This is a genomic window from Maricaulis sp. B-26, from assembly GCF_056857855.1.
In genome coordinates, this window is sequence record NZ_JBSXNX010000014.1 from 28109 (window position 1) to 54938 (window position 26830).

The 26830-nt window shown below is 64.5% G+C and carries 27 protein-coding genes and 1 tRNA gene; 20 read left to right on the forward strand and 8 right to left on the reverse strand.

Annotated features, from left to right (window positions below):
- Nucleotides 1-132 precede the first annotated feature (132 nt).
- Together AC13HB_RS02905 and AC13HB_RS02910 are read left to right on the forward strand one after the other, a co-directional pair.
- Entirely contained in the window at nucleotides 133-1665 is a 1533-nt protein-coding gene (locus tag AC13HB_RS02905; protein ID WP_482948219.1) for an acyl-CoA carboxylase subunit beta, read from the forward strand.
- Nucleotides 1666-1679: 14 nt separating this feature from the next.
- Nucleotides 1680-2924 carry a hypothetical protein gene (locus AC13HB_RS02910; RefSeq protein ID WP_482948220.1) on the forward strand — a complete coding sequence of 415 codons (1245 nt, stop codon included), beginning with the start codon at nucleotides 1680-1682 and terminating at the stop codon, nucleotides 2922-2924.
- 43 nt (nucleotides 2925-2967) lie between these two features.
- Here the strand turns inward: AC13HB_RS02910 and AC13HB_RS02915 are convergent, their stop codons facing one another.
- From AC13HB_RS02915 to AC13HB_RS02925, 3 genes are read right to left on the reverse strand one after another with little or no spacing between them, the layout of a single operon-like run.
- Nucleotides 2968-3219, reverse strand: a complete 252-nt coding sequence (locus AC13HB_RS02915) for a DUF302 domain-containing protein (protein ID WP_482948221.1) — start codon at nucleotides 3217-3219, stop codon at nucleotides 2968-2970.
- 12 nt (nucleotides 3220-3231) lie between these two features.
- Nucleotides 3232-3474, reverse strand: coding sequence for a hypothetical protein (locus AC13HB_RS02920; RefSeq protein WP_482948222.1), 243 nt, complete (start codon nucleotides 3472-3474; stop codon nucleotides 3232-3234).
- A gap of 28 nt (nucleotides 3475-3502) precedes the next feature.
- Nucleotides 3503-4396, reverse strand: coding sequence for a fatty acid desaturase family protein (locus AC13HB_RS02925; protein WP_482948223.1), 894 nt, complete (start codon nucleotides 4394-4396; stop codon nucleotides 3503-3505).
- 159 nt (nucleotides 4397-4555) lie between these two features.
- On the opposite strand from AC13HB_RS02925, the gene AC13HB_RS02930 reads away from it, so the two are divergent.
- Nucleotides 4556-5197, forward strand: coding sequence for a hypothetical protein (locus AC13HB_RS02930; RefSeq protein ID WP_482948224.1), 642 nt, complete (start codon nucleotides 4556-4558; stop codon nucleotides 5195-5197).
- On the opposite strand, the gene AC13HB_RS02935 is transcribed toward AC13HB_RS02930, so the two are convergent.
- The gene (locus tag AC13HB_RS02935; RefSeq protein ID WP_482948225.1) at nucleotides 5194-6066 is read right to left on the reverse strand and encodes a hypothetical protein; all 873 of its coding nucleotides are present in this window, start codon (nucleotides 6064-6066) and stop codon (nucleotides 5194-5196) included. The genes AC13HB_RS02930 and AC13HB_RS02935 overlap by 4 nt on opposite strands.
- A 63-nt stretch (nucleotides 6067-6129) precedes the next feature.
- Between AC13HB_RS02935 and AC13HB_RS02940 the strand changes: the two genes are divergently transcribed.
- From AC13HB_RS02940 to AC13HB_RS02950, 3 genes are read left to right on the forward strand one after another with little or no spacing between them, the layout of a single operon-like run.
- The gene (locus AC13HB_RS02940; RefSeq protein ID WP_482948226.1) at nucleotides 6130-6627 is read left to right on the forward strand and encodes a potassium channel family protein; all 498 of its coding nucleotides are present in this window, start codon (nucleotides 6130-6132) and stop codon (nucleotides 6625-6627) included.
- Between the two features lie 50 nt (nucleotides 6628-6677).
- Nucleotides 6678-8687: an acetyl-CoA carboxylase biotin carboxylase subunit gene (locus tag AC13HB_RS02945; RefSeq protein WP_482948227.1), complete on the forward strand. Its 2010-nt coding sequence runs from the start codon at nucleotides 6678-6680 to the stop codon at nucleotides 8685-8687.
- Nucleotides 8688-8716: 29 nt separating this feature from the next.
- The gene (locus AC13HB_RS02950) at nucleotides 8717-9247 is read left to right on the forward strand and encodes a hypothetical protein (RefSeq protein ID WP_482948228.1); all 531 of its coding nucleotides are present in this window, start codon (nucleotides 8717-8719) and stop codon (nucleotides 9245-9247) included.
- On the opposite strand, the gene lipB is transcribed toward AC13HB_RS02950, so the two are convergent.
- The gene (gene lipB / locus AC13HB_RS02955; RefSeq protein WP_482948229.1) at nucleotides 9248-9925 is read right to left on the reverse strand and encodes a lipoyl(octanoyl) transferase LipB; all 678 of its coding nucleotides are present in this window, start codon (nucleotides 9923-9925) and stop codon (nucleotides 9248-9250) included.
- An 82-nt stretch (nucleotides 9926-10007) separates the two neighbouring features.
- On the opposite strand from lipB, the gene AC13HB_RS02960 reads away from it, so the two are divergent.
- The 10 genes from AC13HB_RS02960 (at nucleotide 10008) to AC13HB_RS03005 (ending at nucleotide 19698) form a co-directional block, all read left to right on the forward strand.
- Nucleotides 10008-10256: a FliM/FliN family flagellar motor switch protein gene (locus AC13HB_RS02960; RefSeq protein ID WP_482948230.1), complete on the forward strand. Its 249-nt coding sequence runs from the start codon at nucleotides 10008-10010 to the stop codon at nucleotides 10254-10256.
- A gap of 90 nt (nucleotides 10257-10346) precedes the next feature.
- Nucleotides 10347-10433: transfer RNA gene (locus AC13HB_RS02965), tRNA-Leu, on the forward strand.
- 322 nt (nucleotides 10434-10755) lie between these two features.
- Entirely contained in the window at nucleotides 10756-12006 is a 1251-nt protein-coding gene (locus AC13HB_RS02970; protein ID WP_482948231.1) for a Y-family DNA polymerase, read from the forward strand.
- On the forward strand, nucleotides 12003-12254 hold the full coding sequence (locus tag AC13HB_RS02975; protein ID WP_482948232.1) for a hypothetical protein: 252 nt from the start codon (nucleotides 12003-12005) through the stop codon (nucleotides 12252-12254). Before AC13HB_RS02970 ends, AC13HB_RS02975 begins: the two co-directional genes overlap by 4 nt.
- Nucleotides 12255-12599: 345 nt before the next feature.
- Nucleotides 12600-13991 carry a magnesium transporter gene (mgtE, locus tag AC13HB_RS02980; RefSeq protein ID WP_482948233.1) on the forward strand — a complete coding sequence of 464 codons (1392 nt, stop codon included), beginning with the start codon at nucleotides 12600-12602 and terminating at the stop codon, nucleotides 13989-13991.
- A 60-nt stretch (nucleotides 13992-14051) separates the two neighbouring features.
- Complete coding sequence (locus AC13HB_RS02985) at nucleotides 14052-14999, forward strand: Kelch repeat-containing protein (protein WP_482948234.1); 948 nt, start codon at nucleotides 14052-14054, stop codon at nucleotides 14997-14999.
- 66 nt (nucleotides 15000-15065) lie between these two features.
- The gene (locus tag AC13HB_RS02990; protein ID WP_482948235.1) at nucleotides 15066-17105 is read left to right on the forward strand and encodes a lysozyme; all 2040 of its coding nucleotides are present in this window, start codon (nucleotides 15066-15068) and stop codon (nucleotides 17103-17105) included.
- Between the two features lie 78 nt (nucleotides 17106-17183).
- On the forward strand, nucleotides 17184-18356 hold the full coding sequence (locus AC13HB_RS02995) for an isovaleryl-CoA dehydrogenase (protein ID WP_482948236.1): 1173 nt from the start codon (nucleotides 17184-17186) through the stop codon (nucleotides 18354-18356).
- A 62-nt stretch (nucleotides 18357-18418) separates the two neighbouring features.
- Nucleotides 18419-19123 carry a flavodoxin family protein gene (locus AC13HB_RS03000; protein WP_482948237.1) on the forward strand — a complete coding sequence of 235 codons (705 nt, stop codon included), beginning with the start codon at nucleotides 18419-18421 and terminating at the stop codon, nucleotides 19121-19123.
- 44 nt (nucleotides 19124-19167) lie between these two features.
- Nucleotides 19168-19698 (forward strand): lysozyme inhibitor LprI family protein, encoded by a 531-nt coding sequence (locus AC13HB_RS03005; protein ID WP_482948238.1) that lies wholly within the window; start codon nucleotides 19168-19170, stop codon nucleotides 19696-19698.
- Between the two features lie 5 nt (nucleotides 19699-19703).
- Here AC13HB_RS03005 and AC13HB_RS03010 read toward each other — a convergent pair whose 3' ends face one another.
- From AC13HB_RS03010 to AC13HB_RS03020, 3 genes are all read right to left on the reverse strand, one after another.
- The gene (locus AC13HB_RS03010; protein WP_482948239.1) at nucleotides 19704-21476 is read right to left on the reverse strand and encodes a patatin-like phospholipase family protein; all 1773 of its coding nucleotides are present in this window, start codon (nucleotides 21474-21476) and stop codon (nucleotides 19704-19706) included.
- A gap of 99 nt (nucleotides 21477-21575) precedes the next feature.
- The gene (locus tag AC13HB_RS03015) at nucleotides 21576-22214 is read right to left on the reverse strand and encodes a hypothetical protein (protein WP_482948240.1); all 639 of its coding nucleotides are present in this window, start codon (nucleotides 22212-22214) and stop codon (nucleotides 21576-21578) included.
- Between the two features lie 209 nt (nucleotides 22215-22423).
- On the reverse strand, nucleotides 22424-23242 hold the full coding sequence (locus tag AC13HB_RS03020) for a DUF5694 domain-containing protein (protein WP_482948241.1): 819 nt from the start codon (nucleotides 23240-23242) through the stop codon (nucleotides 22424-22426).
- Nucleotides 23243-23479: 237 nt separating this feature from the next.
- Between AC13HB_RS03020 and AC13HB_RS03025 the strand changes: the two genes are divergently transcribed.
- The 4 genes from AC13HB_RS03025 (at nucleotide 23480) to AC13HB_RS03040 (ending at nucleotide 26743) form a co-directional block, all read left to right on the forward strand.
- A complete protein-coding gene (locus AC13HB_RS03025; RefSeq protein WP_482948242.1) occupies nucleotides 23480-25087 on the forward strand; it encodes a carboxyl transferase domain-containing protein in 1608 nt (535 codons plus the stop codon).
- An 89-nt stretch (nucleotides 25088-25176) separates the two neighbouring features.
- The gene (locus AC13HB_RS03030) at nucleotides 25177-25764 is read left to right on the forward strand and encodes an NAD(P)H-dependent oxidoreductase (RefSeq protein ID WP_482948243.1); all 588 of its coding nucleotides are present in this window, start codon (nucleotides 25177-25179) and stop codon (nucleotides 25762-25764) included.
- A gap of 146 nt (nucleotides 25765-25910) precedes the next feature.
- A complete protein-coding gene (locus AC13HB_RS03035) occupies nucleotides 25911-26234 on the forward strand; it encodes a hypothetical protein (protein WP_482948244.1) in 324 nt (107 codons plus the stop codon).
- A gap of 116 nt (nucleotides 26235-26350) precedes the next feature.
- Nucleotides 26351-26743 carry a hypothetical protein gene (locus AC13HB_RS03040; protein WP_482948245.1) on the forward strand — a complete coding sequence of 131 codons (393 nt, stop codon included), beginning with the start codon at nucleotides 26351-26353 and terminating at the stop codon, nucleotides 26741-26743.
- Nucleotides 26744-26830 lie beyond the last annotated feature (87 nt).

Sequence of the window (26830 nt, forward strand, 5' to 3'; positions counted from 1 at the left end):
CACAGGCCTGCAAGCCCTGCGCCGAGTGCCTGTCCGGCAGGTGCCGCCGTATCAGTCGTCTCACTTGATCCGCGGCGGCGTAGAGGCTCTTTTATGGCCAGCTCTACGACTCTTCCCGGGAAGGACAGATCGATGAAAGACGTGATCGAGCAGCTCGAGGCCAAGCGTGCCAGCGCCCGCATGGGTGGCGGCGAAAAGCGCATCGAGGCCCAGCACGCCAAGGGCAAGCTCTCCGCCCGCGAGCGGATCGAGCTGCTGCTCGACGACGGGTCCTTCGAGGAATGGGACATGTTCGTCGAACATCGCTGCGTCGATTTCGGCATGGCGGAGAAGAAGATCTCCGGCGACGGCGTCGTCACCGGTCACGGCACGGTCAATGGCCGTCTGGTCTATGTCTTTTCCAAGGATTTCACGGTCTTCGGCGGGTCGCTCTCCGAGACCCACGCCCAGAAGATCGTCAAGGTCCAGAAGGCCGCCATCCAGAACGGCGCGCCGGTGATCGGCATTTTCGATGCCGGCGGCGCGCGCATCCAGGAAGGCGTCGCCTCGCTGGGCGGTTATGCGGATATCTTCCTGCAGAACACGCTCGCCTCGGGCGTCATCCCGCAGATTTCCATGATCATGGGCCCCTGCGCCGGCGGCGACGTCTATTCCCCGGCGATCACCGACTTCATCTTCATGGTGAAGGATACCTCCTACATGTATGTGACCGGCCCGGACGTGGTGAAGACGGTCACCAATGAGGAAGTCACCCACGAGGAACTCGGCGGCGCTTCCATCCACGCCAAGAAGTCCGGCGTGGCCGATGGCGCCTTCGAAAACGATCTGGAAGCCCTGGTTCAGTTGCGCCGCCTGATCGACTTCCTGCCGCTCTCCAATCGAGAGACTCCGCCCAAGCGTCCCAGCTTCGACGATGTCGACCGCGTCGAGCCGAGCCTCGATACGCTGGTCCCGTCCAATCCGAACAAGCCCTACGACATCAAGGAGCTGATCGAGAAGGTGGCGGACGAGGGCGATTTCTTCGAGATCGCGCCGGACTATGCCGCCAATATCGTCACCGGCTTCGGCCGCCTCGACGGTCAGCCCGTCGGTTTCGTCGCCAACCAGCCCATGTCGCTCGCCGGCGTTCTGGACAGCGAAGCCTCCCGCAAGGCGGGCCGTTTCGTGCGTTTCTGCGACGCCTTCAACATTCCGCTCGTCACCTTCGTCGACGTGCCGGGCTTCCTGCCGGGCACGAAGCAGGAATATGGCGGCCTCATCAAGCACGGCGCCAAACTGCTCTTCGCCTATGCCGAGGCGACCGTGCCGAAGCTCACCGTGATCACGCGCAAGGCCTATGGCGGTGCCTATGACGTGATGAGCTCCAAGCATCTGCGCGGCGATGTGAACTATGCCTGGCCGACCGCCGAAATCGCCGTGATGGGCGCCAAGGGCGCGGCCGAGATCATCCACCGCAAGGATCTGGGCGACGAAGAGAAAATGGCCGCCCACGCGAAGGAATACGAAGACCGCTTCGCCAATCCCTTCGTGGCCGCCGGCCGGGGCTATATCGACGACGTCATCATGCCCCACAACACCCGCGCCCGCCTCATCAAGGCCCTCCGCACCCTGAAGAACAAGAAGGCGGAGAACCCCTGGAAGAAGCACGACAATATTCCGCTTTAGGGGGCGTTAGGGGGATGCGTGTCGTGTTGCTAAGTCTGCTGGTCAGTGCTGTTGCCGCCGGGAGTGGCGCGGCGCAGGAGGGGGGGCGTGAGATAGCCGGAGTGGCGATTTCCCACGACGGGGCATCCGTGGCCATGGTTCTGGGTGGCGATGATCCGGCGCTCGTTCTGGAGAGCACAGATGCCGCAGACGCCACTGCGACCCGCATCCCGCTGCAAGAACTTGGACTCAGTCGTCGTTTTCGGATCGCCAGCGGCCGCGCAAGCCCCAGAGCTATCGAGGAAGAGCGGCGTTTCGGCCATGTAACCTGGTTGAATGAAAGCTCGTTGTTGCTGGATGTGTGGAGTTCCGCGCGGATCATCCGGTCCGGCGAGACTGGGGATTTCCGGCGTTCCATCATCCTTTCGTCGGACGGCGAGCAGTTGGGGCAGTGGCCTGCGGCTCAACGCCTTGCGCTGCCCGTGCCTGGTGACCGTGAACGGGTCCTGATCCGTGAAGGGCGGATGCTGGGAGGATTTAGCAGACTTTCGGCCGATAACCTCTCTCCGTCCGGTGAGGGTCTTATCAATGATGCCGGCGCTCTGAGCTCCTACGGCTTGACTTTCAATCTCTACGAAAACCTTCACTGGCTGGAACTGCCGGAGGATCGAGCCGCCCGCGACCGGTGGCCTCAATATCAGATGCCTGCCGGTGTGAGCGGTCAGGGTGAGCTTGAAGTCAGCTACCAGGATTCAGGATATCGCGTCTTTCTCTACACCTCGGGAGAGCGTGAAATTTTCACGCTGTCAGCAGGCATGCTCTGGGATCCGGATCCGGAGCCGGATGAGCACACAACTCAATGGTCGGTGCATCGGCAACCGATTGCAGGCCTGCGCGCCGACGGCACGGCTATACCATTTGCTGGCAGTGACCGTGATGGCGAAATCGTGGTTCGGCAAATCGACATTGCCAGTGGTGAAATCTCAGATCTCGGCTGGACTGGTGAAGACAGTGCGTTTGGTGGTTTTCTTATCGACTGGCGCACCGGCCGCGTTATCGGGCTCGAGTGGCGAGAGCCGGAGATCGTTCGCGCCTATTTCGACGAGGATTTCGCAGCATTGCAGGCGCGTGTCGAAGCCTTGCTGCCCGGAGACCGGGTCGATTTGTGGGATTGGGATCAAACCCTCTCGCGGATGGTCATCCGAGCAACAAGCGATGACGAATCGTCGCAATGGTACCTGTTCGATACGCATTCCGGCGAGCTGAAACCGCTCTCCTGAGTGTGAAGACTGGGCAACGCCCTTCGAGTATTGCGGACAGGCGCTAATCCTGCGCCACTGCCCCCGCCGTCAGCGTGGCCAGAACGCCGGCGAGGCGGACCATGGCCGGGTCTTCGGCGGAGAGGCCGTAGCGGGCGCCGATGACGGCCGGGTCGGTATAGGCGAGGCGGCTGATGCCGTCCTCTTCCCAGGCGAGCATGCGGATCGGCAGGTCGATGGCCGCGGCCGGGGCGGCCTGCATGACAGGCGTGCCGGTATTGGGATTGCCGAAAATGAGCACTTCGGTCGGCGGCATGTCCACGCCGATCTAGGCAGCCGCGGCGGCATGGTCGATGCGCGCGAAGACGGTGGCGCCGCGGGCTTCAACGATGGCCTCCAGCCGGTCGAGCGTCTCAGCGGGCGAATAGGGGCTCGGCATGCGCACCAGCCCGTCGCCGCGTCCGTGAAGAAGCGCGGCTTCAGCCTGTTCCGGCTGGTCGGCGCAGGCCGTCGCTGTCAGGCCGAGAGCGAGAGCGGCGCACAGGGCGCCGGCGAAACGATGGGGACGCATGGCAGGCTCCGGTAACGGGTGGGGCGGGTCAGGCGGGGCGGATGGCCTTGCTCAGCACGTCGCGATAGCCGTGGCTGATGCAGTCATGCCCGTCGTAAAAGCCGCGATCGCGCAGCAGGGCGTGCAGTTTGGGCAGGTTATAGGGCGGCACGGCCGCGAACATGTGGTGTTCGAGGTGATAGCTGACCCGGTTCGGCGCCACGAGCAGGCGCTCGAGAAGACTGGGCACGGTGGTGTGCGTATTGAGGCGCGGCTCGAGATCGTAGCGGTCGCCGGCAACGCCGTGCTCGCCGATATTCCGCAGGCGCATGATGGCCGGATAGATGAAGATGCGCGCCGCCCACCAGAGCGCGAAGGCCCAGGGCGCGCCGGCCAGCCAGAGCGCCGCGAACAGGACGGCCTGGAAGACGAGGAAGGGCAGCTTCCGGCGCCAGTCCGGCGATGTCCAGCTGGCGATGATTTCCTTGTATCCGGTCTGGCCGGTCAGATCGCGGGTGAATTTGCGGCGCAGGCTGTCGCGCGTGACGGGATAGTTCTTCACCAGCACCTGGTCGGGATCCTTGTCGGTTCCGGCATGCTTGTGATGGTTGAGGTGGTAATCGCGATAGAGGTCGAGCGGGACGTCGACCGCAGCGCCGCCGATCCAGTTGCCGACGAAACGGTTCAGCCATTTCGTGCGGAACATGCCGTTATGGGCGCAGTCGTGCATGACGATGGCGAAGGCCAGCTGGCGTCCGCCGATGAGCAGGATGGCCAGCGCAATGGTCAGGATGTTCGGCCAGACGATGGCGAGGCCGAAAGCGATCGCGAGGAGGGCGAAGTCGCCGGCGAGCATGAGGCCGCCCTGCCAGTTCGTCGTCCGCGACAGCGCGCGCAGCTCGTCGCGGCTGAGGCAATCCGAGAGCGCTTTTTCCGGTGCCATGCTATGCTCCTCCTATCGTCTATTTTCGCGCAAATCGCGCCGGGAAGGAAGCGGGGCGGCGTTGTGCGCCCGCATCGGCCGCGGTGACGGGTGCATCCTGCAGGTGTGACCTTGTTGCCGCGCTACTTCATAAACAGGCGTCGGACCCTTGCGAGCGCGATGCGAAACGCCGATATCGGGACGATCCCGATACCGTCAGACTATCTGGCAGACAATCTGGAACAGGAAACGGTGGAAGAGACGACGAACAGGAATGCCTCCATGGCCCGCCTTGTCGGGGCCATGCTGACGGCGGCGATCATGGCGGTGCTGACATCAGGCGGCCCGGAAACGGGCCGTTTTTCGCTGTCGGCCGCGGCCATCGCCCAGCCCGTGCTGCGCACGGGCGGGCCGGTCGCCGTGCGCGTTCGCGAGGCCTGTGAAGTCGGCCGTTTCCGCACTACCGGAACCGACGCCCGAGAACCGACCATCTATGCGGTCCGGACCGGACCCGGTGCCGACTATCCGCCGCTCGACACGGCCCGGTCCGGCGAACGGGCCTGGGCCTGCGAGGTGCGGGTCGAGACGGTCGAGCCGGATTCGTCCGAGGAACCGGATTCGTCCGAGGAAAACGAGGCGCCGGTCAGCTGGACGGGCGTCGTCTATGGTTCGCCGCGCAATGAATGCGAGCCGGCATCGGGCGGCGCCGGCGGCCGGACCTATGCCGGTCCTTGCCGCTGGGGCTGGATCGAGAGCGATGATTTCCAGCGCGATCCCGGGATTGGCGGTCTCATCGCCACACGCGGACCGGACGAGCGCTAGGCGTCCGCTTTCGGCCCTCTCAGCAGCGAAACCATGCGGGCGATCGCCGTGCCGGCGATCGTCGTCCAGACGGGCAGAAGGCCGGTCAGGCCGTCCTCGCCACGCGTAATGCCGCTCATCGCGATCAGCCAGACGATGAGCAGGCCTGCCTTGACGCGGCCGTGCGACAAGCGTTCGCCGGTCGTGTCGCAGCCGCATTGCGGAGCCGGGCAAGTGATGACGAGGAAGGCGCCGGCGAGGCTCAGCGCCAGCCAGCCGCCCTGGAGGACGGGGTCGAGGGCCAGGGCCGGCGCCACCAGCAGAGCATGGAAATCTCCCTCCGCCTGGACGAGCTGCCAGACCGAGAAGGAGAGGGCGATCAGCGCCGCGATCAGGTGGAGCGAGCGTTTGCGGTCGAACATCACGTCGATGGCGATGGCCAGCGCCGCGATCGCGCCCATCGCCGCATAGCCGTCATAGAAGACCGCCAGCCCGGCGAGACCGACCACGATGGCGATATCGACGGGACGCGCAGCCGGGCCGACCGTGCGGTTGACGATGCGGGCCGCCATGAGGGCGAAAGCCAGCGTCCAGAGCGAGGGTTCGAGTTGCCCTGCCAGCGCGATCAGCGTTGCGCCGAGCGCGATGAAGGCCGTGGAATTGCGGTCTGGATCGACCTCGCGGCCAAGCGCCCAGACGAGGAAGGCGGCGAACATGCCTTTGAGTCCGGCCTGGATCGCTTCCATGGACCCGGCCCCGAAACCGAGGCGGTGAAGACCGATCAGCGCCAGTGCGATCGCCGGCAGCAGGATCAGCATCGCCTTGTTGGTCGGATATTGCGGCTCCAGCGGACGTGCGATGGAAGAGTAGCGATAGATGGCCTTGCTCATTGATTGATTCCCCTTTGCGGGCAGACTAGGCCAATTATCGCGCCATGCCAGCCGGGGGCCGTCATGTTCACTACGCTCGTCATTTCCACGCTCATGGCCGTCGTCACCGTGGCCTTCCACATGACGGGGCTCGGCCTGCTGCTCGCCGCCATCCGCAAGCGGCCCGACCATTTCCGTCCGCCGGTCAGCGTGGCGCGTCAGGCCGCCTTCATAATGGTCATCGTGCTGGGGCTGTTCGTCCTGCACGGGGTGGAAATCTGGGCGCATGCGCTTCTCTTCCTGGCGCTCGGGGAATTCCCGAACCTCGAGACGGCCCTCTATTTCTCGATCTCGACCTTCACCACGCTGGGCTATGGCGAGATCGTGATGAGCGAACAATGGCGGCTCGTCGGCGCCATGGAAGGCTTCACCGGGTTTCTCATGATCGGCTGGTCCACGGCCTTCCTGGTCTCGGTCGTCGGTCGTCTGCGGACGCTTGAGCTGGACTGGGTGGAGCGGGCGCAGGAAAGCGCTGAAGCCGACCGATCCGACCGCTTGCCGCCGGACGGCAAGCCACGCTAAACCCTTGGGCTCTATCCAGGGCGTTCGCCTGCATCCGGTTTGGGGCCAGCATGTTCAAGAAGATTCTGATCGCCAATCGCGGCGAGATTGCCGTCCGCGTCATCAAGACCTGCCGCCGCCTCGGGATCGCGACGGTGGCCGTCTACTCCGATGCGGATGCCGACAGTCTTGCGGTGGAGATGGCGGACGAGGCCGTGCATATCGGCCCGCCGGCGCCGGGCGAGAGCTATCTGGTGCTGGACAAGATTCTCGACGCGATCAAAGAGACCGGCGCGGATGCCGTGCACCCCGGTTTCGGCTTCCTGTCCGAGAATGCGGCCTTCCCCAAGGCGCTCGAGGAGATGGGCGTGGCCTGGATCGGCCCCAATGTGAACGCTATCGATGCGATGGGCGACAAGATCCGTTCCAAACAGCTCGCCGCCAAGGCCGGCGTGTCGACGATCCCCGGCGCCGACGGCGAGATCAGCGATGCCGACACGGCGCTCGCGGCGGCCAAGGCGATCGGCTATCCGGTCATGCTCAAGGCCTCGGCCGGCGGCGGCGGCAAGGGCATGCGCATCGCGCGATCGGATGCCGAGGTGAAGGAAGGCTTCACGGCCGCCCGCAACGAGGCCAAGTCCTCCTTCGGCGACGACCGCATCCTGATCGAGAAATTCGTCGAGGAACCGCGCCATATCGAGATCCAGGTGCTCGGCGACAAGCACGGCAATGTGGTCCACCTCAATGAGCGGGAATGCTCGGTCCAGCGCCGGAACCAGAAAGTGCTCGAAGAGGCGCCGTCGCCCTTCCTCGACAAGAAGACCCGCGAGGCCATGGGCGCCCAGGCGATCGCCCTTGCGGCAGTCGTCGATTACGACAGCGCGGGCACGGTCGAGTTCATCGTCGACAAGGACAGGAATTTCTACTTCCTGGAGATGAATACCCGTCTCCAGGTGGAGCATCCGGTGACCGAACTCATCGTCGGTCTCGACCTGGTCGAGCAGATGATCCGTTCGGCCGCCGGCAAGCCGCTCGAGCTCAAGCAGGCCGATGTCGGCATCGACGGCTGGGCCGTCGAGGCACGCCTCTATGCCGAGGACCCGTATCGCGGCTTCCTGCCCTCGATCGGCCGTCTCAAGCGCTTCCTGGAGCCGTCCGAAGGCCCGCTGGGCGAGGGCACGCTGCGCATCGACAGCGGCGTTCGCGAGGGCGACGAGATCTCGCTCTTCTACGATCCGATGATCGCCAAGGTGATCGGCTACGGCAAGGATCGCGAGACGGCCATCGAAACGCTCGCCTCAGCGCTGGACCGGCTGCATGTGGAAGGCCTGCAATCGAATGCGCCCTTCCTGTCCGCCGTGCTGGACGAGGCGGACTTCCGGGCCGGACGCATCCACACAGGCTATATCCCGGAACATTTCCCCGAAGGCTTTGCGGGCACGGCGCCGCGCGAGAACCAGCTCGTCGCCATGAGCTGTGCCGCCGCCTTCGTGCACGAGACGCTGATCCGCCGCGCCGCGCTGACCGAGGGCCGCCTGCGCCCGGCGGACGAGCCGGACAGCCGCGAATGGGTGGTGCTGCTCGACAAGCGCCGCATCCCGGTCGAGATCGAGATGCATGGCGACGGTGCGGCCACGCTGCGCGCGCCGTCCCTGGTGACCGAGCCGCTGGAGCTGAAAACGGCCTGGCGTCCGGGACGCTATCTCTTCGAGGCCGCTATCAATGGCGAGGCCGTCGCGCTGGAATTCGCCGACCGGACGGAAGGCTATGTGCTGCGCCATCGCGGTTTCTCTGCGACCGCGCTCGTCTGCACGCCGCGCTCGGCGGAACTGCACGCCATCCTGCCCGAGAAGGAAAAGCCGGACATGGCCAAGCTGGTCGTCTCGCCGATGCCGGGCCTTGTGGTCATGGTCGAGGTCGAGGAAGGCCAGGAGGTGAAGACCGGCGAGCCGCTCATCATCGTCGAGGCGATGAAAATGGAGAACGTGCTTCGCGCGGAGACCGATGGCACGATCAAGTCCATCAATGTCGAGGCCGGCGCTTCCGTCGCGGCCGATGAATTGCTGATCGAGTTCGAATAGACGGGCGTCGCGCCCGGCAAGGAGACGCCATGAACCCGCTGGTCCTGTTCCTTCCGGCCTACAAGGCATCCACCACGGCCTATCTCCTCGGGATCGGCGTGCTGGCCGTGCTCGACTTCCTGCGAATGAGCACGATCGGCGGGACGCCGCCGGGTCTGGTTGGGATGCTGGCGATCTGGTTCTTCGTCTTCAGCCTGCACGCCAATCGCCGCCGTCATGCAGGCCGCGATATCGGCCTGGCAGCGCTGCCGGTGGGCATCGCGGTGATCGGCAAGTTTATCGGAGCGATTGTTGGAGCGATGATCCGCATGATGTTCGATCTAATCGAGTTCGCAGCTGCGAACGGGGTCGATACCGCAGACCAGGCAGCGTTGGAGGAAGCTCTGAATGATCAGGAGTTTCTCGATGCATTTACGCGGACGATCGAGCAGGATCCCGAGTATCTGCCAAGCCTCGTAGAGGCGTCCCAGCCAGCCTCCTTCATCGGATTCTGGCTGGTCATTGCAGCCTTCGCCATCTGGTTCTTCCAGATGCGCAAGCCTCCGGCGCCGCTGAGCTGATCAGCCCTCGAGCCGGGGCGCGTCCGTGCGCGTCGCCGGACCGAAAATCTCCGTAAAGGCAAGGTGCAGGGCGGCGTCGAAATCCGCCATGGAGACGTCGTGCCCGAGATCGGCGAGACTGGTCACGCCATAGCGCGGATCGGCGATGCCGCACGGCGTGATACCGCCGAAATGGCTGAGATCCGGCGCGACATTGAAGGCGATGCCGTGAAAGGACACCCAGCGCCGCAGGCGCACGCCGATGGCGGCGATCTTGTCTTCCTTGCCTCCGCCGCGGTCGACCCAGACACCGACGCGGCCGTCGCGCGGGCCGGCCTCGACGCCGAACTGGGCGGCACTGCCGATCAGCCAGCGCTCCAGGTCCTGGATGAATTTGCGCACATCGCGTCCGCGCCGGGTGAGGTCGAGCATGATGTAGGCCACGCGTTGGCCGGGTCCGTGATAGGTGTATTCGCCGCCGCGCCCGGTCTCGTAGACCGGGAAACGGTCCGGCATCAGCAGGTCTTCGGGTTTGGCGCTCGTGCCGGCCGTGTAGAGCGGGGCGTGTTCCAGCAGCCAGACGAGTTCCGGCGCCTCGCCGTCGGCAATGGCGCGGGCCCGCGTCTCCATGAAGTCGACGGCGGCAGGGTAGGGCACAAAGCCCCCGGAAACGGCCCATTCGACCGGCTGTGATGTCATATGCAAAAATCTTAACGCTGCGGAAACCGTATGGGCCAAACATCGGGCTCGCGATTCAAATCCGCAAGCCCGGGAGTAAGCCGTGTCGCAGATCGGCAGTGTCGAAGTCGAAATCTCTGTCCTGCTTGGCCGTTCCAAGATGCCAATCCAGCAATTCCTGCGGATGGGCCGGGGCGCGGTGATTCCCCTCGATTCGGGTGAGGACGACCAGGTCTGGATCCTGGCCAACAATCATCCCATTGCCCGTGGCGACGTCGTCATCCAGGGCGATCGCATTGCCGTGTCCATTACCGGGCCGGCCGACTCCAACGAATTCTTCGCAGCGGCGTAACGGCGACTGCAAAAGGCCACTGCAAAAAGGATTGCACAAGGGCCTTCACAAGGTGCGGGGATGTTGCTATCTCCCGCGCCTCCATGACGTGCGGTCGTGGCGGAATTGGTAGACGCGCAGCGTTGAGGTCGCTGTGGGGTAAAACCCGTGGAAGTTCGAGTCTTCTCGACCGCACCATCATCTTTCTTGCAAGATGTGAAATGACGCCGGAAATCTCCGGCGCGATGCTCCGGCGTGCGGCGGGAGCCGTTATCTGCAAGAAGCTTCCGGCTCGCATTCGTCCGAGCGAAGACCCTTTCACATCGTCACGTATGCCAGGTCGCGCTTCATTCCGCGGGCCGGTTGGTTCGATTCGGGCGTTGCGGGTGCCCGGGTCCAAGCCGCCCTTGCCGCGAATCAATTTCCCGTTCGTCCGGATCGGCCGCGCACGCTGGAGCTGATTGACTCAAGTGTTCCTGTTTTGTTCTAATCGGGTCTGGCCATTTGACCCATTCAGCTCATGCGCAAACCCGAAACCATAGAACGCCTCTACCTGGACTTCGACGGCTTTTTCGCCAGCGTGGAACAGCAGGCAAGACCGTCATTGCGGGGAAAGCCCGTCGGTATCATTCCCATGCAAGGGGTGACGCGTAACACCTGCATCATAGCGTGTTCCAAGGAAGCCAAGGCGGCAGGGCTCGGAAACGTCATGCCGATCGACGAAGCGCGTGCGGCCTGTCCCGATCTTGTGCTCGTACCGCAAAGCCCCGACCTCTACCGGCGGGCCCATGCAACCCTGCTCAGCGAAATAACGGCCATTTTGCCTGTCGATGCGATCAAGTCGATCGATGAACTGACGTGCCGGCTGAGCCCGAAGGATATCGCCGATCCCATTGCACTGGCTGACCGCATAAAAACCAGAATCCGTCAGCATGTGGGAGAGCACATTACCTGCTCGATCGGCATGGCGGCAAACCGTCAACTCGCAAAAATAGCCTGCAAGGTGGACAAGCCTGATGGCGTGACCATCTGGCATCCGGACGACATGCCGGCGCCATTGCTGGCGCGCCCGATCGAAGACCTTTCCGGTGTCGGCAAGCGCATGCAGGCGCGCCTCAACCGCGCAGGCATCTACTCGATGTCCGATTTGTGGAAAACCCAGCCGAAACAAATGCGAAAGCTCTGGCGGAGCGTAAATGGAGAGCGTCTTTGGTACGCGCTTCACGGCTATGACATTCAGGCCCAGCCATCCAAACGCAGGATGTATGGACACGGGCGGGTTTTGCCGCCTTCGCACCGCCTTCTTCCGAAAGCCTATGATTGCGCCCGTCTCTTGCTGGTAAAGGCGGCAAGGCGAATGCGGCGGGATAACTGGTATGCCGGCCAGTTATGGATCTGGATGTCCATTCAGGAAGGAAGCTATTCGGACGGGACATCCTTGCATGATGCCTTCGACGACAATGCGTGTCTGGAGGCCCTCGACCGGCTCTGGCGTCGCGCGCGGTCAGTGCTTGATCCGGGAACAAGGATATTTCGCGTCGGCGTCACCCTTGCCGACCTTACGCCTGCTACGGAGCGTCAGCTCGACTGGTTGGTCGACGACGATTTGAAGAGGCAAAAATGGGAGAAAATACAAACGGCTATAGATTCTTTGAACAAGCGCTACGCGTCGACCATCGTCACTCAGGGTTTTTGGCGACCCCCGTCGGGCGGTTATGCCGGCGGAAAGATATCCTATACGCGGATACCCAGGGCGGAGGACTTCTGGTGAACTGGAAATCGGATCTGCGCCTTGATGACCTGCCCCCGGAAGAGCGGCTTGAAATCGCATGCCGGGATTGCGGGGCGCATCGCTATTACACAGCCAGGGAATTGCTTGAAAGAAAAGCGTTCGAAGGAGCCTATCTGGATCAGGTCGAGAGCGTATTGCGTTGCCACCGCAAGAGATGTTTCGGGGCGGTTCGCCTGTATCGGGTAAATCTGGGCGATACCGAACCGTTTGTGGGAGGAATGGCATAGCGAAAGAGCCTTCGCTTGCGACTCACCGGGCCGGTATCTCTGCATGCCGCACAGGATGGCTCGGGGACGCCAGATGCGACCCTGCGGAGATATCCCGATGACCGGGAAACGAAAAGCCCCGTTCGACGAACGGGGCTTTTGCTTGTTTGCGAATCCGGACAATGACGCCGCTTGCCGGGGGCGACCCGGATTTGTCTTGAAATGCGGTGTCTTCCGGTCAATCCGATTGAGGTTGTCCGGCAGCACGTTTAAGACAATCGGGGAGGCGGCAGCGACCGCCCCGCCTGCCCTGCGACGTGCCGGGCACGCGCCCGTCACCGCGATGCCGAGACCGAGGAGCCGCTTATGAGCGAAGCTGCGCTGGAAGACGAAATCCTCCATGATTCGCCGGCCCTGGCGGACACGGATCCGGAATTCGTCGCCAATCTGCGCGCGGCGATTCTCGACCAGGATGCGGAGCTCGTCCGGCGCATGCTGGCACCGCTCCACGCCGCCGATGTGGCGGACGTTCTCGAACAGCTCTCCGCCGGTCAGCTGGAAACGCTGGCGCTGCTCACGCCCGATATCTTCACCGGCGACGTGCTGGCGGAAATCCAGCCGGATACGCGCGAAATCGTCATGGCTTTCCTGGAAACCTCGCACCTCGCGGCGGCGATCCAGGAACTGGACAGCGATGACGCGACCGAGGTTGTCGAGGAACTCGACGAGAGCGTCCGGGCCGCTGTGCTGGCGGAAATCTCCGACACGGAACGGGAGGCCGTCGAGAGCAGCCTGGCCTTCGACGACGAGACGGCCGGCCGCCTCATGCAGCGCGAATTCGTGGCGGCGCCGAACTTCTGGACCGTCGGCCATGCGCTCGATCACATGCGCGCCAATGACGAAGTGCTGCCGGACAAGTTCCACGACCTTTTCGTGGTCGATACCGGCTTCCGCCCGGTCGGCGAAATCCCCGTCTGCCGTCTTCTCAGCGCCAAGCGGGACGTGACGCTGAGCGATCTGATGGAAACGCCGCGCATCCTGGTCGATCCGGAGACCGACCAGGAGGAGGTCGCCTATCTCTTCCAGAAATACCACCTCGTCTCGGCACCGGTGGTCGATGCGGCCGGCCGCCTGACGGGTATGCTGACGCTCGACGATATCGTCGATGTCATCCAGGACGAGAACAAGGAAGACATGCTGGCGCTCGCCGGCGTCAACGAGGCCGGCCTGTCCGATACGGTCGTCCGGTCCGTGCGGTCGCGGGCGCCCTGGCTGCTGGTCAATCTGGGCACCGCCATTCTCGCATCCGGCGTGATCGCGCTGTTCGAGGGCGCGATCGAAAGCATCGTCGCGCTGGCCGTGCTGATGCCGATCGTCGCCTCGATGGGCGGCAATGCGGGAACCCAATCGCTCGCCGTTGCCGTGCGGGCCATCGCCGAGCGCGACCTGACCGCCGCCAACGCCATGCGGGTGATCTGGCGCGAGCTCGCCACCGGGCTGGCGAACGGGCTGATCTTCGCGGCCGTGATGGGCGTCGTGACCCTGCTCTGGTTCCAGAATTTCGAGCTCGCCGGCGTCATCGCGCTGGCCATGGTGCTCAACCTCGCCTGCGCCGGCCTGTCGGGAATTCTCGTCCCGCTGGGGCTGGTGCGCGCGGGCGCCGACCCGGCTGTGGCCTCGTCGGTCTTCGTGACCACCGTGACCGACGTCGTCGGCTTCCTTGCATTTCTGGGACTGGCGACACTCGTCCTCTTGTGATGATAATGCCCGGAACAGAGTGCGTCGCCAGAGCGCACCGGAACGGGTAATGGTTACATAATGCGTAGTCTGATCTTGACGATGGCCGTCGCGCTCGCCGCGCCGGCAATGGCCGAAGCGCAAGGCCGGTGGGAAACCGCCGCCCGGCTCGACGCCCCGCGTGCGGGGCTCGCCGTGACGGTGATCGACGGTCGTCTGTTCGCTGCCGGCGGATCCGGGCTGACCGAACCGCGAGACGAATTCGAGAGCTATGACCTGATCCTGGATCGCTGGCTGCCGGAGACCCCGCTGCCGCGCGGTCTGGAACAATTCGGCATGGCCACTGCGAACGGGCGTATCTATGCCGCCGGCGGATATGCGCCGGGCGAAGACGGTCAGGTGGCGCCCAGCGCGTCCATGTGGTCGTGGTCCGAACGCGGCAATATCTGGCAGAGCGAGGTCGCCATGCCGTCCGCCAAGGCCGATTTCGCGCTGATCTCGGTCGATGATACACTCTACGCCATAGGCGGCCTGCGCGACGACGAGACGGTGTTCGCATTCGATCCGGTCGCCCGCGAATGGGAAAGCCTTACCGTGCCGGCCGGGATCACACGCCGTGCCGTCGCCGTGACCGCGATGGGCGGGCTGATCTATGTGGTGGGCGGCCTGCTTGAGGGAGAGACCAGTGCGCGGGTCGATATCTTCGATCCCGAAACGCAGAGCTGGAGCCGCGGACCCGATCTGCCTGCTCCGCGGAGCGGCATGGCCATCGCGGCCTATAACGGCCGTATACACGTGTTCGGTGGCCGTGCGGCCGATGGGCGTACCACGCTGCAGGCTCACAGCTCCTGGCAGCCCGGCGAAGCCGCCTGGCAGGCCGAGGCCGATCTGCCATCGCCACGGACGGGCGCCGATGCGGCCGTGCTCGAGGACGGCATCTATCTCGTCGGCGGCGGAACGGGCGGCGGTTTCTTCGCGCCCTTTACTGCGCTGGACACGACCGATGTCTTTCTCGACGATGCGAGCTGAGGCGAACGGTGCCGGGCTTGCATCTGGAGAGGCCAGAGCCTGTCCGCCGTCTCGAAACGGAACACGATGAAACCGCGACTGAAATCATCTCCGGCTGCCCGTGACCTGATCAAACGGTTCGAGCCTTTCCGCGCCACTGCCGAACAGGGCGGCGACGGACGCTGGGTCGTGGGCTACGGCCATCGGGCCGCTGCGCGCCATGGCGTCAAGGTGACCGAGGAAGAAGCCTCGCTGCTGCTGATCTATGACGTGATGCAGGCGGAAGAGGTGATCGACGAGGCGGCCAACGAGCCGCTGGCCCGCGGCCAGCGCGACGCGCTCATCTCCTTCGTGCACGATATCGGGGCGGACGCCTTCCGCCGTTCCGATGTGGCACGCTATCTCTATGAAGGCCGCATGGACGCAGCCGGCGAGGCCCTGGCCGGCTATGGCGACGGGTCGAGCGCGCGGCGCGATGCCGAGAGCACGCTCTTTCTGGACGCGCGACTGCCGGCGCCCTCGGGCGAGCGCTCCCTGCCGGTCGAACTGGTCATCAAGGTGGAACATCCGGCCGAGGAACGCGTGCTCGAAGGGGCGATCGCGGGCGTGACGCCGCCGCGCCAGGCGCCGGTCGAAGCGTTCGCGCCGCCGCCGCCGCCTCCGCCGCCGGACCGGGCCATCACCAATCGCCGCGAGGCGGAAGCGGAAATCGCCCGTATCATCGCGACCGTGGAAGCCCTGCCGCTCGACGACGAGACGCTGGGACGCGGCGATGGTCTGTCCAGCGCCGAAGCGCGCGTGTCCGATCTGCGCGACGATCCGATCGAGGCCGAGTTCGAGGCGCTCGAACATGTCGAACCGGAAATGGCGGGCGATCCGGAAATCGAGCCGGAACCGCAGCCCGAGATCGAACCCGAGCCCGACATAACGCCGGAGCCGGCCCCGGAGATCGAACCGGAGCCGCAGCCTGAATACGAGCCGGATCCTCAACCCGAATACGATCCGCAACCCGCACCGCAGCCGGACATGCCTCCGAGCATGCCCGCAGCGAGCGATGCGGCGGCCGAGCGCGTCATGGCGCGCATGGCCGAGGAAATCGCCGGGGACGGCGAGGGTGCCGAGGCGCAAGCCGACGGTCCGGATGCCGAAGACGCGGCTCCCGCGCAGCCGGCGCCGGCTCCGGCTCCGCTGGCCGCTTTCGACATGCCCGACGGTATGGACCTGGGCTTCACCCTGACGCGCCAGACGATGGCCGTGCAGCCAGAGCCACGGCCCGAGCCTGAACCGGAGCCCGAAACCCGATCATTCTCTCTCGATCTGCCCGAGGGACAGCCGGTTGGCTATGCCTTCACCTCCGTCATGGTGGGCCGGCTGCCGGAAGGCGAGCCGGCTGCCGCCGCGGATGCGAGTCTGGAGGCGCAAGCCGGAACTGCGCCGGAGGCGGTCGAGGCGGATGACGCGGCCGGCGAGAATGAGGCCGGCATGGCTGCGATCGCCGCAGAAATGCTCGCCGAAGAGGATATATCCAGGGACGAAGCGCCGTCGGCGGCCGAGGCGGTCGCGACCGGCACCGCGGACGTCGATACTCCGGAAGCCGTTGCGTCGCACGAGGTCACGTCCGAGACGCCGGAAGAGGCACGCGTGGCGGAAATCGTCGAACGCGCTGTCTCCGGTGCGGGGCAGGACGCGCCGCCGCACCCTGCGGAAACGCCGGCGGAAGCCAGCGGCGCCGTCGGCGAAGTCGAGGCCGGCCATCGCGAGAAGCTGGCGCCGATCACCGACGAGCATGCCCCCGCCGATGCTCTGCTGGACGGGTCCGACCCGTTGACCGGCGAGGATGACTTCTCTCCGAAGGATCTGGCGGCGGACCTGCACCCGGCCGTCGAAAAGCCCGCGCCGCGCGCCGATGACGGGGCCTGGGCCTTCCTGGCTGCCTTCGGCGCTGGTGCCGTGGCCGCCACGGTCGGCGGGATCGGCGTGTTCGACAATCTCGAGCAGATTCTCAGCGAACGCCCCATGTCCGCAGAGGTCGCCGCCTTTGTGGGTGGAAGTTTTGTGGCAATCACCGCTGGTTGGCAGCTTGCTTCGATCTGGCTGGCCAAGTTGAAACAAAACGCCTCCGGCTGATCGGATTCGCAAAATTCTGTTTCGCGCACTGCACCGGTAAATCTTGACCGGTCGGACCCGCATGCTACATCGCGCGGCATGATACCGAACCAATATCCCTCCCTCGATTTCAATCTGGGCGACACCGCGGACATGATCCGCGACACCGTCCGTTCCTTTGCCGCTGACGAGATCGCGCCGCGCGCCGCCGAGATCGACAAGACGGACGTCTTCCCGCCCGACCTGTGGACCAAGATGGGCGAGCTCGGCCTGCTTGGAATCACGGTCGAGGAAGAAGATGGCGGCTCGGGCCTGGGCTATCTCGAACACGTCATTGCGATGGAAGAGATTTCCCGCGCTTCGGCATCGGTGGGCCTGTCCTACGGTGCGCACTCGAACCTCTGCGTGAACCAGCTGCGCCGCTGGGGCACGGCCGAACAGAAGACCCGCTACCTGCCCAAGCTGATGTCCGGCGAGCATGTCGGCTCGCTGGCCATGTCAGAGCCGGGCGCCGGTTCCGACGTCGTCTCCATGAAGCTGAAGGCCGAGAAACAGGGCGATCGCTACATCCTCAACGGTTCGAAGATGTGGATCACCAATGCGCCGGCCGCCGATACGCTGATCGTTTATGCCAAGACCGATGCCAGCGCGGGCTCGCGCGGAATCACCGCCTTCCTGATCGAGCGGGGCATGAAGGGCTTCTCCGTGGCCCAGAAGCTGGACAAGCTGGGCATGCGCGGCTCCGAGACCGGCGAGCTCGTTTTCCAAGACTGCGAGGTTCCCGAAGAGAATGTGATGGGCCCGCTCAATGGCGGCGTGGAAGTGCTGATGTCGGGCCTCGACTATGAGCGCGCCGTGCTGGCCTCCGGCCCGGTAGGCATCATGCAGTCCTGCATGGACGTGGTGATGCCCTATATCCGCGAGCGCAAGCAGTTCGGCCGTTCCATCGGCGAGTTCCAGCTGGTGCAGGGCAAGCTGGCCGACATGTATGTGCGCATGAATGCGACGCGCGCCTATGTCTATGCCGTGGCCCAGGCCTGCGACCGCGGCGAGACGAGCCGCAAGGACGCTGCCGGCGCCATTCTCTATGCCGCCGAGGGCGCAACCCAGATGGCGCTGGACGCGATCCAGCTGCTGGGCGGCAACGGCTATATCAACGAATACCCCACGGGCCGCCTCCTGCGCGACGCCAAGCTCTACGAGATCGGCGCGGGCACGAGCGAGATCCGACGCTGGCTGATCGGCCGCGAATTGTTCGACGAGACGAACTAATCGCTGCCAGCCGTGTGAAGGCTTGATAGGCTCCGGGCAGGATCGCTGCCCGGAGCTTTTTCATGCCCGACTATTCCGACCTCTCCGCCGTTTTCATCAACTGCACGCTCAAGCGGACGCCCGAGCCGTCGCACACGGCCGGCCTGATGCAGGTCTCGAAATCCATCATGGAGTCCCACGGCGTGACGACGGAGATGATCCGGCTGGTCGATCACGACATTGCGTTCGGTGTCTATCCGGACATGCGCGAGCATGGCTGGGCGCGTGACGACTGGCCGGAGCTCTGGGCGAAGATCAGCCGGGCCGACATCCTCGTCGTCGGGACGCCAATCTGGCTGGGCGAGGAAAGTTCCGTGGCCCGGATACTCATCGAGCGCCTCTACGCCCAGTCCGGCGAGACGAATGATCGCGGCCAGTACGGCTATTACGGCAAGGTCGGCGGGTGCATCGTCACCGGCAATGAGGACGGTATCAAGCATGTCGCCATGAGCGTGCTCTATGCGCTCCAGCACATCGGGCTGACCATACCGCCCCAGGCCGATGCCGGATGGATCGGGGAGGCGGGACCGGGGCCGTCCTATCTGGACCCGGACTCCGGCGGGCCGCAGAACATGTTCACCCAGCGCAACACGACCTTCATGAGCTGGAACGTCATGCATATGGCCAAGCTGCTCAAGGATGCGGGCGGGCTGCCGGCCGAAGGCAATTCCCGCGAGGCGTGGGATGCCGGCGAGCGTTTCGATCATCCCAATCCGGAATATCGCTGAAGCTCGCAGCCTGCTAGCGTGACATTGGCTTGAGGAGTTACCCGATGATCCGATCCCTGTTTGCACCGGCGATCCTGTCCGCCATGCTTTTTACCGGCTGCAGCCAGGCTGCGGAAGCGCCCGCCGCGCCCGCGCCCGCGGCTACGGCCCAGCCTGCCATGCCGCGGCTTTCCGCCTTCGATACGATCTCGGCCTGTCTCTACCGGCATCGCAATGACGGCCGGATGGAAAGCTGTATTTTCGAGTATGCGACCGCCTGCAACGAGTTGAGCGAGGAGGGCGCGACGCCGGAAGGCGTGGTGCGATGCCACAATGAGGAAGCCGATGCCTGGGAGAGGCATCTGGCCGAGGCCCGGGAGACGATGGCCGCCTCGATGAGCAGCGGCGGTCAGGCGGCGCTGGCTGCGGCGCAGGACGCCTGGCTGGTCAGCCGGGATGCCGATTGCGCCATGCTGGCGAGCTTTTATGCAGGCACTCAGTCCGCGCTGGCCGAACAGGCGATCTGCCGTGCCCGTCTGACCGGGCGCCGGGCGATCCAGCTCATCCTCTGGGATCTCAATTATCCGCCTTACTGATCGCGTCAGTTATCCCAGTCGCGCTTTGATATCGGGTTTCCGCCCGGCTTGAGCTGGAGCGTGTCTCGCATCTCGTCCTCGATGCCGGCGAGCATTTCCTGCGCTGCGACATAGCCGGACTCGATGACTTCCTCGAAGCAGCCCCAGTCGCGGATATCGACATGGGTTTCAGGCAGGATGAGCAGGTCTGCGGCTTCGCGCCCGATATCGCGATCGTCCGCCACGCCCACGGTCGCCGCCCGCATCAGCAGGGAGGCGATGGGCGGCAGGGATTTGAACCCGTGCTTGCCGACCCAGCCAAAGAAGTTCGGCGGATCAATGAAGTCGTTCGGGTTGAGACCCTGGGCACGCGTCACATCGACCCCGACGACGGCGCCACGGTGAAAAGCCCGCATCTCGCGGGCCGGGAAATTGGTGAAGACGGCGCCGTCCACGAGAATTTGCCCGTTCGAGACGACGGGCGGGAGGAGACCGGGGATCGCGATCGAGGCGCGCAGCGCGTCGCGCAGACAGCCGGACCGGTGCACGAAGGGCCGACCGCTGGCGAGATTGGAGGAGAGACAGAAGAAGGGACGCGCGAGATCGGCGATATGGGCGTCGCCGAAATGCTCCTTCAGTCGTGCGTCGACTTTCTTGCCCTTGGTCAGGGAAATGACGGGCAGATTCCAGTCGTCCAGCGGGTTGGAATCCACGAAGGCCTTGCGAATCCGTGCTTCCAGCTCGTCATCGTCCCAGTCGAGGGCGATGCCGGCGGCGATGATCGCCCCCATGGATGCCCCGCCGGCGAAATCGAAGGGCATGCCGGCTTCGCGCAGCGCCCGGATCGCGCCGAGATGCGCATAGGCCCGCGCGCCGCCGCCGGATACGATCAGACCGACCGATTTCCCGGCCAGGGTGCGCGCGAGACGGGCCGTGTCGGGCCGGTGGAAATCCTGCCGCCAGTGGAAAACCCGTGCGGCCTCGGCTGCGTCCGCCCAGTCCTGGGGGCGCGAAGCTGCCTGCACGCCCTTGGGGTGGAGCAGGACCACATCGAGCAGCTTCAGACGGGCGGCGGGCGAAGGATCGTCGGGCAGGATCGGGCGCGAGGGGCGCGCATCGGCCCGCGCGAAAAGCCACATCCGGTCCGCGCGGCCCATGGCCCGGCGCGCCCAGGCGGGATCGGAGAGGCGGGCCGTCATGAGGACGATGTCGTGCTCGGCTTCCAGCTCGTCCAGCTGTTTCGCAGACCAGTCCGCACAGCTGTCGTCCGCGATTGCGCAGCGCACGCCGAGATCCGCGAGGGCGGACTGCAATTCCTGGCTCCGGAAATCGAGATCGATCGTGGGCGAGGTGCCGATCATGGCGAAGACCCGCGGCTCGGACCCCCGATTGCGGCCATGCCCGCGCAGGCGCGACACCATCATCCGCGACAGCTCGCGCATCAGGCTGGCATGCTTGTTGGTCAGCCGGTCGAAGCTCGCCTTGGGGATGCGGACGATCTCGCTGTCGCGAAGGGCATAGACCGAAGCGCTGTGGGGCACTTCCTCGAGCAGGGACATCTCGCCGACCGGCTCCCCGGCACGGATATAACCGAGCAGGTCGGGACGCTGAAGGGCACCGTTGCGGAAGGCGGCGAGGGCGCCCGAGCGGACCAGGTAGAAGGCGTCCGCCGTCTCGCCTTCCCGGAAGAGCAGCTGTCCCGCCGGAAGGCAGAACCATTCCACCTCGTGCTCGACGGCATCGAGCACGGATTTCTCGATGCGATTGAGGAAAGGCAGGAAGGAGAGATTGAGCGGCATGGCGTACGAGGATCCGGTGATTCACCGCTCACTCTAGGTGCCCTGCCAGGCGAGATGAAGAGGGAAGGCAGGACCGGAAAGCCCGGTACTGTGCGCAGATCAGAAGCGGCGGCGCAGGACGAGATGTCCGACCGAACGCACCGAGCGCGATTGCGGTTCGCCGACGGCTTCGCGGTCGACAGTGTCGAGATCATCGAGAAGCGGGACTTCCTCGCCCGTCTCCGGATCGAACATCATCATGCGATCCTGTCCGCGGTCCTGGAAATAGGCGCCGCCCTCGACCGTAAGGCTCCAGCTGTCGATCGTCCGCACGGTGATGCCGGCTCCGAGATAGCGGGTCAGCTCGACGAGGCGGTTGCCGCCCTGGTCTTCGTAAAGCTCGGTATGCGGGAATTGCGCCCAGGCCGGAGCGTCGGGGCTCAGCGTCCAGGCCGGTGCGCTGCGGCGCGGGTCGAGACCGGCGACCGTGCCCGCCGAGAGGTAGAAGTCGTCGCCGAAGGGATAGATGTCGACCTGGCTGGCAATGGCCGAGACATCGCTGTTCGAAACATCCGATTCGTCGAGGACCAGACCGTCCCGGCGGGCCGTTTCGGTCGAGAGGCGCCATCTGAGTGGGGCGCTGTCCGCCGTTGCCGGCTGAGGGATTAGCCAGGCTTGGGCATCAGGCGTGTTCTGCGCCTCCGCGAGGCTCGCGGAGAAGCTGATTATAGCAGCAGATACAATTGCTTGTCTGTGCATCGACGCCTCCCATGTCGACCGGAATCGAATCTAGCGAATCGAAACTTTCATCGAAATCAGGGTCCGCCCGGGCCCTGAATCAGATGTTAAATCCCGATCTCAAATTGTCTCCAATTCGTATTCCGTTCGACTTTGAAACCTTACGGGAAAGCCTCCTGCGGGCCAAGGGAGGCGCCGGACGAGGGGCGGATAATTTATCCGCCGGCAGGTTAATCCGCGAGATAGGGGAGCGGATCGACCCAGACCATATTCGGCGCGCGGTCCACGAATTGGTCGAGCAGGTATTTGTGCCCCGAGCCATAGATAACGAGCAGACGCTCTCCCGGTTCCGCATGGCGCGAAATATTCGCGAATATGTGGAGATTGCGACCCCACCAGTTCGTCATCTCCCGCGCCCCGGCCGGATTCTCCGCCGGCCCCATCTGGGCGAGCAGGAGGTAGATGCTGTGCATGTCGCGCATAGGCTGGCTGTTCTGGTCGATCAGCCGTTCGCGGACGGTGCGTTCCGGCGCATCCTGAACGACCGTCAGGGCGCGAATCTGGTCGGCATAGGCCGAGAAATCGCGGATCACGTCCTGCTGGCCGGCATTGGCGGCCGCACCCATCATGCCGTCGAAGTCCATATTGCCCTCGACGTCCACGGCGTAGAGCCGGTTGTGTCCGAGGCGCCCGGCCAGCGCCATGCCGATCTGCTGGCGTTCATTGACCGTCAGGTCCCGCTCACCGGCCAGCCAGGCCTGGTAGGCCATGTTGAAGTCGGCCTCGTGCTCCGGACGCAGCTCCACGAGAATGCGCGTCGGCGCGAAAGCTTCCAGCCGGTCGAGAACCTCGGCGATTTCGGCCTGGCGCCGCGGACTGCGGAAATCGTCGACTTCCGAGTTGATCAAGTCGCTGCCGCCGCCGGTAAAGTGGAACGTCCCGAGCACCATGACCTGCGGCGGTGGCGCGTCGGATGGCGTCTGGGCATTCACCATGGCGCTCGTGGTCAGCGCGAAGCTCACCAGGAGAAGGGCGGTCTGTTTCAGCATGTCGGTCTCCCCGTCGGTTTCCCTGATGGGATGCTTCGCCGGGACCGAATGGATGCAAGGCAGCACGCGGCCGTTCGCCGGGGCAGCGCAGGACGCTCATCCCGGAGGCAGGACCTGTCCGCCTTTATCGCTCCGTGAGGTGTTTTTTGCCGCGCGCATTGCGGTCTGGCCATTGCGATATTGTTGAAGGGACGATTAATTGCGCCAAGATTTTCCTTGTCCGGACTGGTTTGCTTCATGACCCAACTCGTTTCCGCCCTCGATACGGCCTCCGAAAACTTCAAGGAGAATGCCGCCGCCATGGATGCGCTGGTCGCCGAGCTGCGCAAGCGGACCGCCGAAGCCGCGGAGGGCGGGTCCGAGCGCTCGCGGGAGAAGCATCTGTCCCGGGGCAAGCTGCTGCCACGCGAACGCGTCGAGCGCCTGCTCGATCCGGGCTCGCCCTTCCTCGAGATCGGCGCCCTGGCGGCGAACGGCATGTATGAGGGCAATGTGCACGGGGCCGGCATGATTGCCGGGATCGGCCGCGTGTCCGGCCGCGAGGTGATGATCGTCTGCAACGATCCGACCATCAAGGGCGGCGCCTATTACCCGATGACGGTGAAGAAGCATTTGCGGGCGCAGGAAATCGCCATGCAGAACCGTCTGCCTTGCGTCTATCTCGTGGACAGCGGCGGGGCGAACCTGCCGCACCAGGCCGAGGTCTTCCCGGATCGCGACCATTTCGGGCGCATCTTCTTCAACCAGGCCAACATGTCGGCCGAGGGCATTCCGCAGATCGCCGTCGTCATGGGCTCCTGTACGGCAGGTGGCGCCTATGTCCCGGCCATGTCCGACGAAACCGTCATCGTGCGCAAGCAGGGCACGATCTTTCTGGGCGGTCCGCCGCTGGTGAAGGCGGCTACGGGCGAAGTGATCTCGGCCGAGGATCTGGGCGGCGCGGACGTGCATGCGCGCACGTCCGGCGTGGCCGACCACTACGCCGCCAATGACGAGCACGCCCTGCATACGGCACGGCGCATCGTCGGTACGCTCAACACGGTCAAACAGGTCGAGCTGGACGTCACGGAGCCGCGCGAACCGGTCTATGATCCGGCCGAGCTGGGCGGGGTGATCCCGGCCGATATCCGTGCGCCCTACGATGTGCGCGAGGTGATCGCCCGCATTGTCGACGGCTCCGAATTCGACGAGTTCAAGAAGCTCTACGGCGAAACCCTGGTCACCGGCTTCGCCCGCCTCTACGGCATGCCGGTGGGCATAATCGCCAATAACGGCATCCTCTTCTCCGAAAGCGCCCAGAAGGGCGCCCACTTCATCGAGCTGTGCGCCCAGCGCGGCATTCCGCTGGTCTTCCTGCAGAACATCACCGGCTTCATGGTCGGCTCGAAATACGAGGCGGGCGGAATCGCCAAGGACGGAGCCAAGCTCGTCACCGCGGTCTCGACCTTCAAGGGGCCGAAATTCACCGTCATCATCGGCGGCTCCTACGGGGCGGGCAATTACGGCATGTGCGGCCGCGCCTATTCCCCGCGCTTCCTCTTCATGTGGCCCAATGCCCGCATTTCCGTCATGGGCGGCGAACAGGCCGCCTCCGTGCTGGCCACGGTCAAGCGCGATTCCATGGAGCATCGCGGCGAGGACTGGCCGGTCGAGGAAGAAGCCGCCTTCAAGGAACCGATCCGCCAGCGCTATGAGGAAGAGGGCAATCCCTACTTCTCCACCGCCCGCATATGGGATGACGGCATCATCGCCCCGCAGGACACGCGACGCGTCCTCGGCCTCTCGCTCTCGGCCGCCCTGAACGCTCCGATCGAGAAGACGAAGTTCGGCGTGTTCCGGATGTAAGTAAGCCGCACCGTCCTGCGGCGCCGTGCCGCGCGGCGGAGACAGCGATTCGGCGCTAGCGTGGCCCTTTCGAGGGAGGATGCGCGCGAATGGGCCTGAATATCTGCATCATCAACGGTCACCCTGATACGTCCGAGGGGCGTTTCGTCACGGCGCTCGCCGACGCTTATGCCGAAGGGGCCTTCGACGGGGAGCATCAGGTCAGCCGGATCGATGTCGCGCATCTCGATTTCGGTTACCTCGACAGCGCAGACGCCTTTGCCACGGCCCCCGACGACATCCTCTGCGCGGCGCGCGAGAAGATCGCGGCGGCGGATCATGTCGTCCTGCTGTATCCGCTCTGGCTGGGCAGTCTGCCGGCCAAGCTGAAGGGTTTTCTCGAACAGGTCGGCCGGGGCGGCTTCTTCCTGGATACCGCCGGCGACAGCTCGAAATGGCCGGCGCAGAAGATGAAGGGCAAGTCGGCGCGCCTGATCGTGACGATGGGCATGCCCGGCTTTGCCTACAAGCTGATCTTCGGCGCTCACAGCCTCAAGGCGATCGAGCAGGGTATCTTCCGCATGTCCGGCTTCCGGCCTGTCCGGCACACCATTCTCGGTGCTGTGGAAGCGGCCGGCGAGAAGGGGCGCCTGGCCATGCTCGAGCGCGTGCGCACGCTGGGGCAGAAGGGTATCTGACGGCGTTCCCGCCAGGCCCTGGGGGACGGTCTTCCCGTAGTTTCAGCTTGTTGCGTCAGGAAGCTGACGGTTCGGTGCGTGACAATTGGTTAATGTTTGGTAAGATGTCCCCGTTGCTCGCGTGAATGCGGGAAATGGGGGGATGTATGCCAGAGTTCGTCGATCAGGCGCTTGTGCTGGCCCGTGAGGGCTTTGCGGAGGTGAATGCCGTTCAGGGCCTCTTCGTGGCCGTTGTGGCGACGCTGATGCTGACGAACTGGTCGCGTATCGGCGTTATCGCCGGTGGTGCGGTCGTGGCCCATATCGCTCTTGATGTCATGGCCCCGGTCATCGCCGAAGTCGGAGGCTTCCAGTTACCCCAAGTATTGGAAGTTGAATTCTGGCGGTACCTCGTGGCCTTGTTTGTAGGCTATCTGATCGTGATCGGAATTCTGTTCGCGATTAAACGGCTTGTCGTAAAAGGTTCATAGAATTCGCCTCTCAGGAGAACCCGCTTTTCAAGCCGTGAAATTCGACAGAACGTTAACCAAAGGGTCTGACTTGGGGTAAGCTGGACTCGTGTTTAGTTGCGGAAGGGGACCGCGCAATGGAATTTCTGGACCAAATCATGGGCTATATCCAGCCCGCCATCGACTTCTTCATGCCGGGCCTGATTGCCTTCGCGGGCAATGCGGACGGCACCGCGGTGGACTGGATGCCGCTGGGGATCCAGCTGGGCGTGATCGCCTTGGTGCTTGCGCTGCTCATGCGTGAATTCGGCGCCATCCTGATCTTCACCGTCGTCGGCGTGATCATCCATGTCATCGTCGACAATGTGATGCCCATCGTGCGCGAGGGTGCCACCTTCGACATGAATGCATCCATGGCTCCGTTCACGGAGACGAACTACTACCTGTATCTTGGCGGGATCGCGATCATGTACCTGATCGGAATCACAATCCTGTCCATGCTGAAGGGCCTCGTGTTCAGAGGCGAGTGAGTACGTGCCCGCGAGCCGGGCCCCGTTTTCAAGTCTGACTTCAAGGGCCGCTGCCATGCAGCGGCCCTTTTTCATTGTTGCAATCCG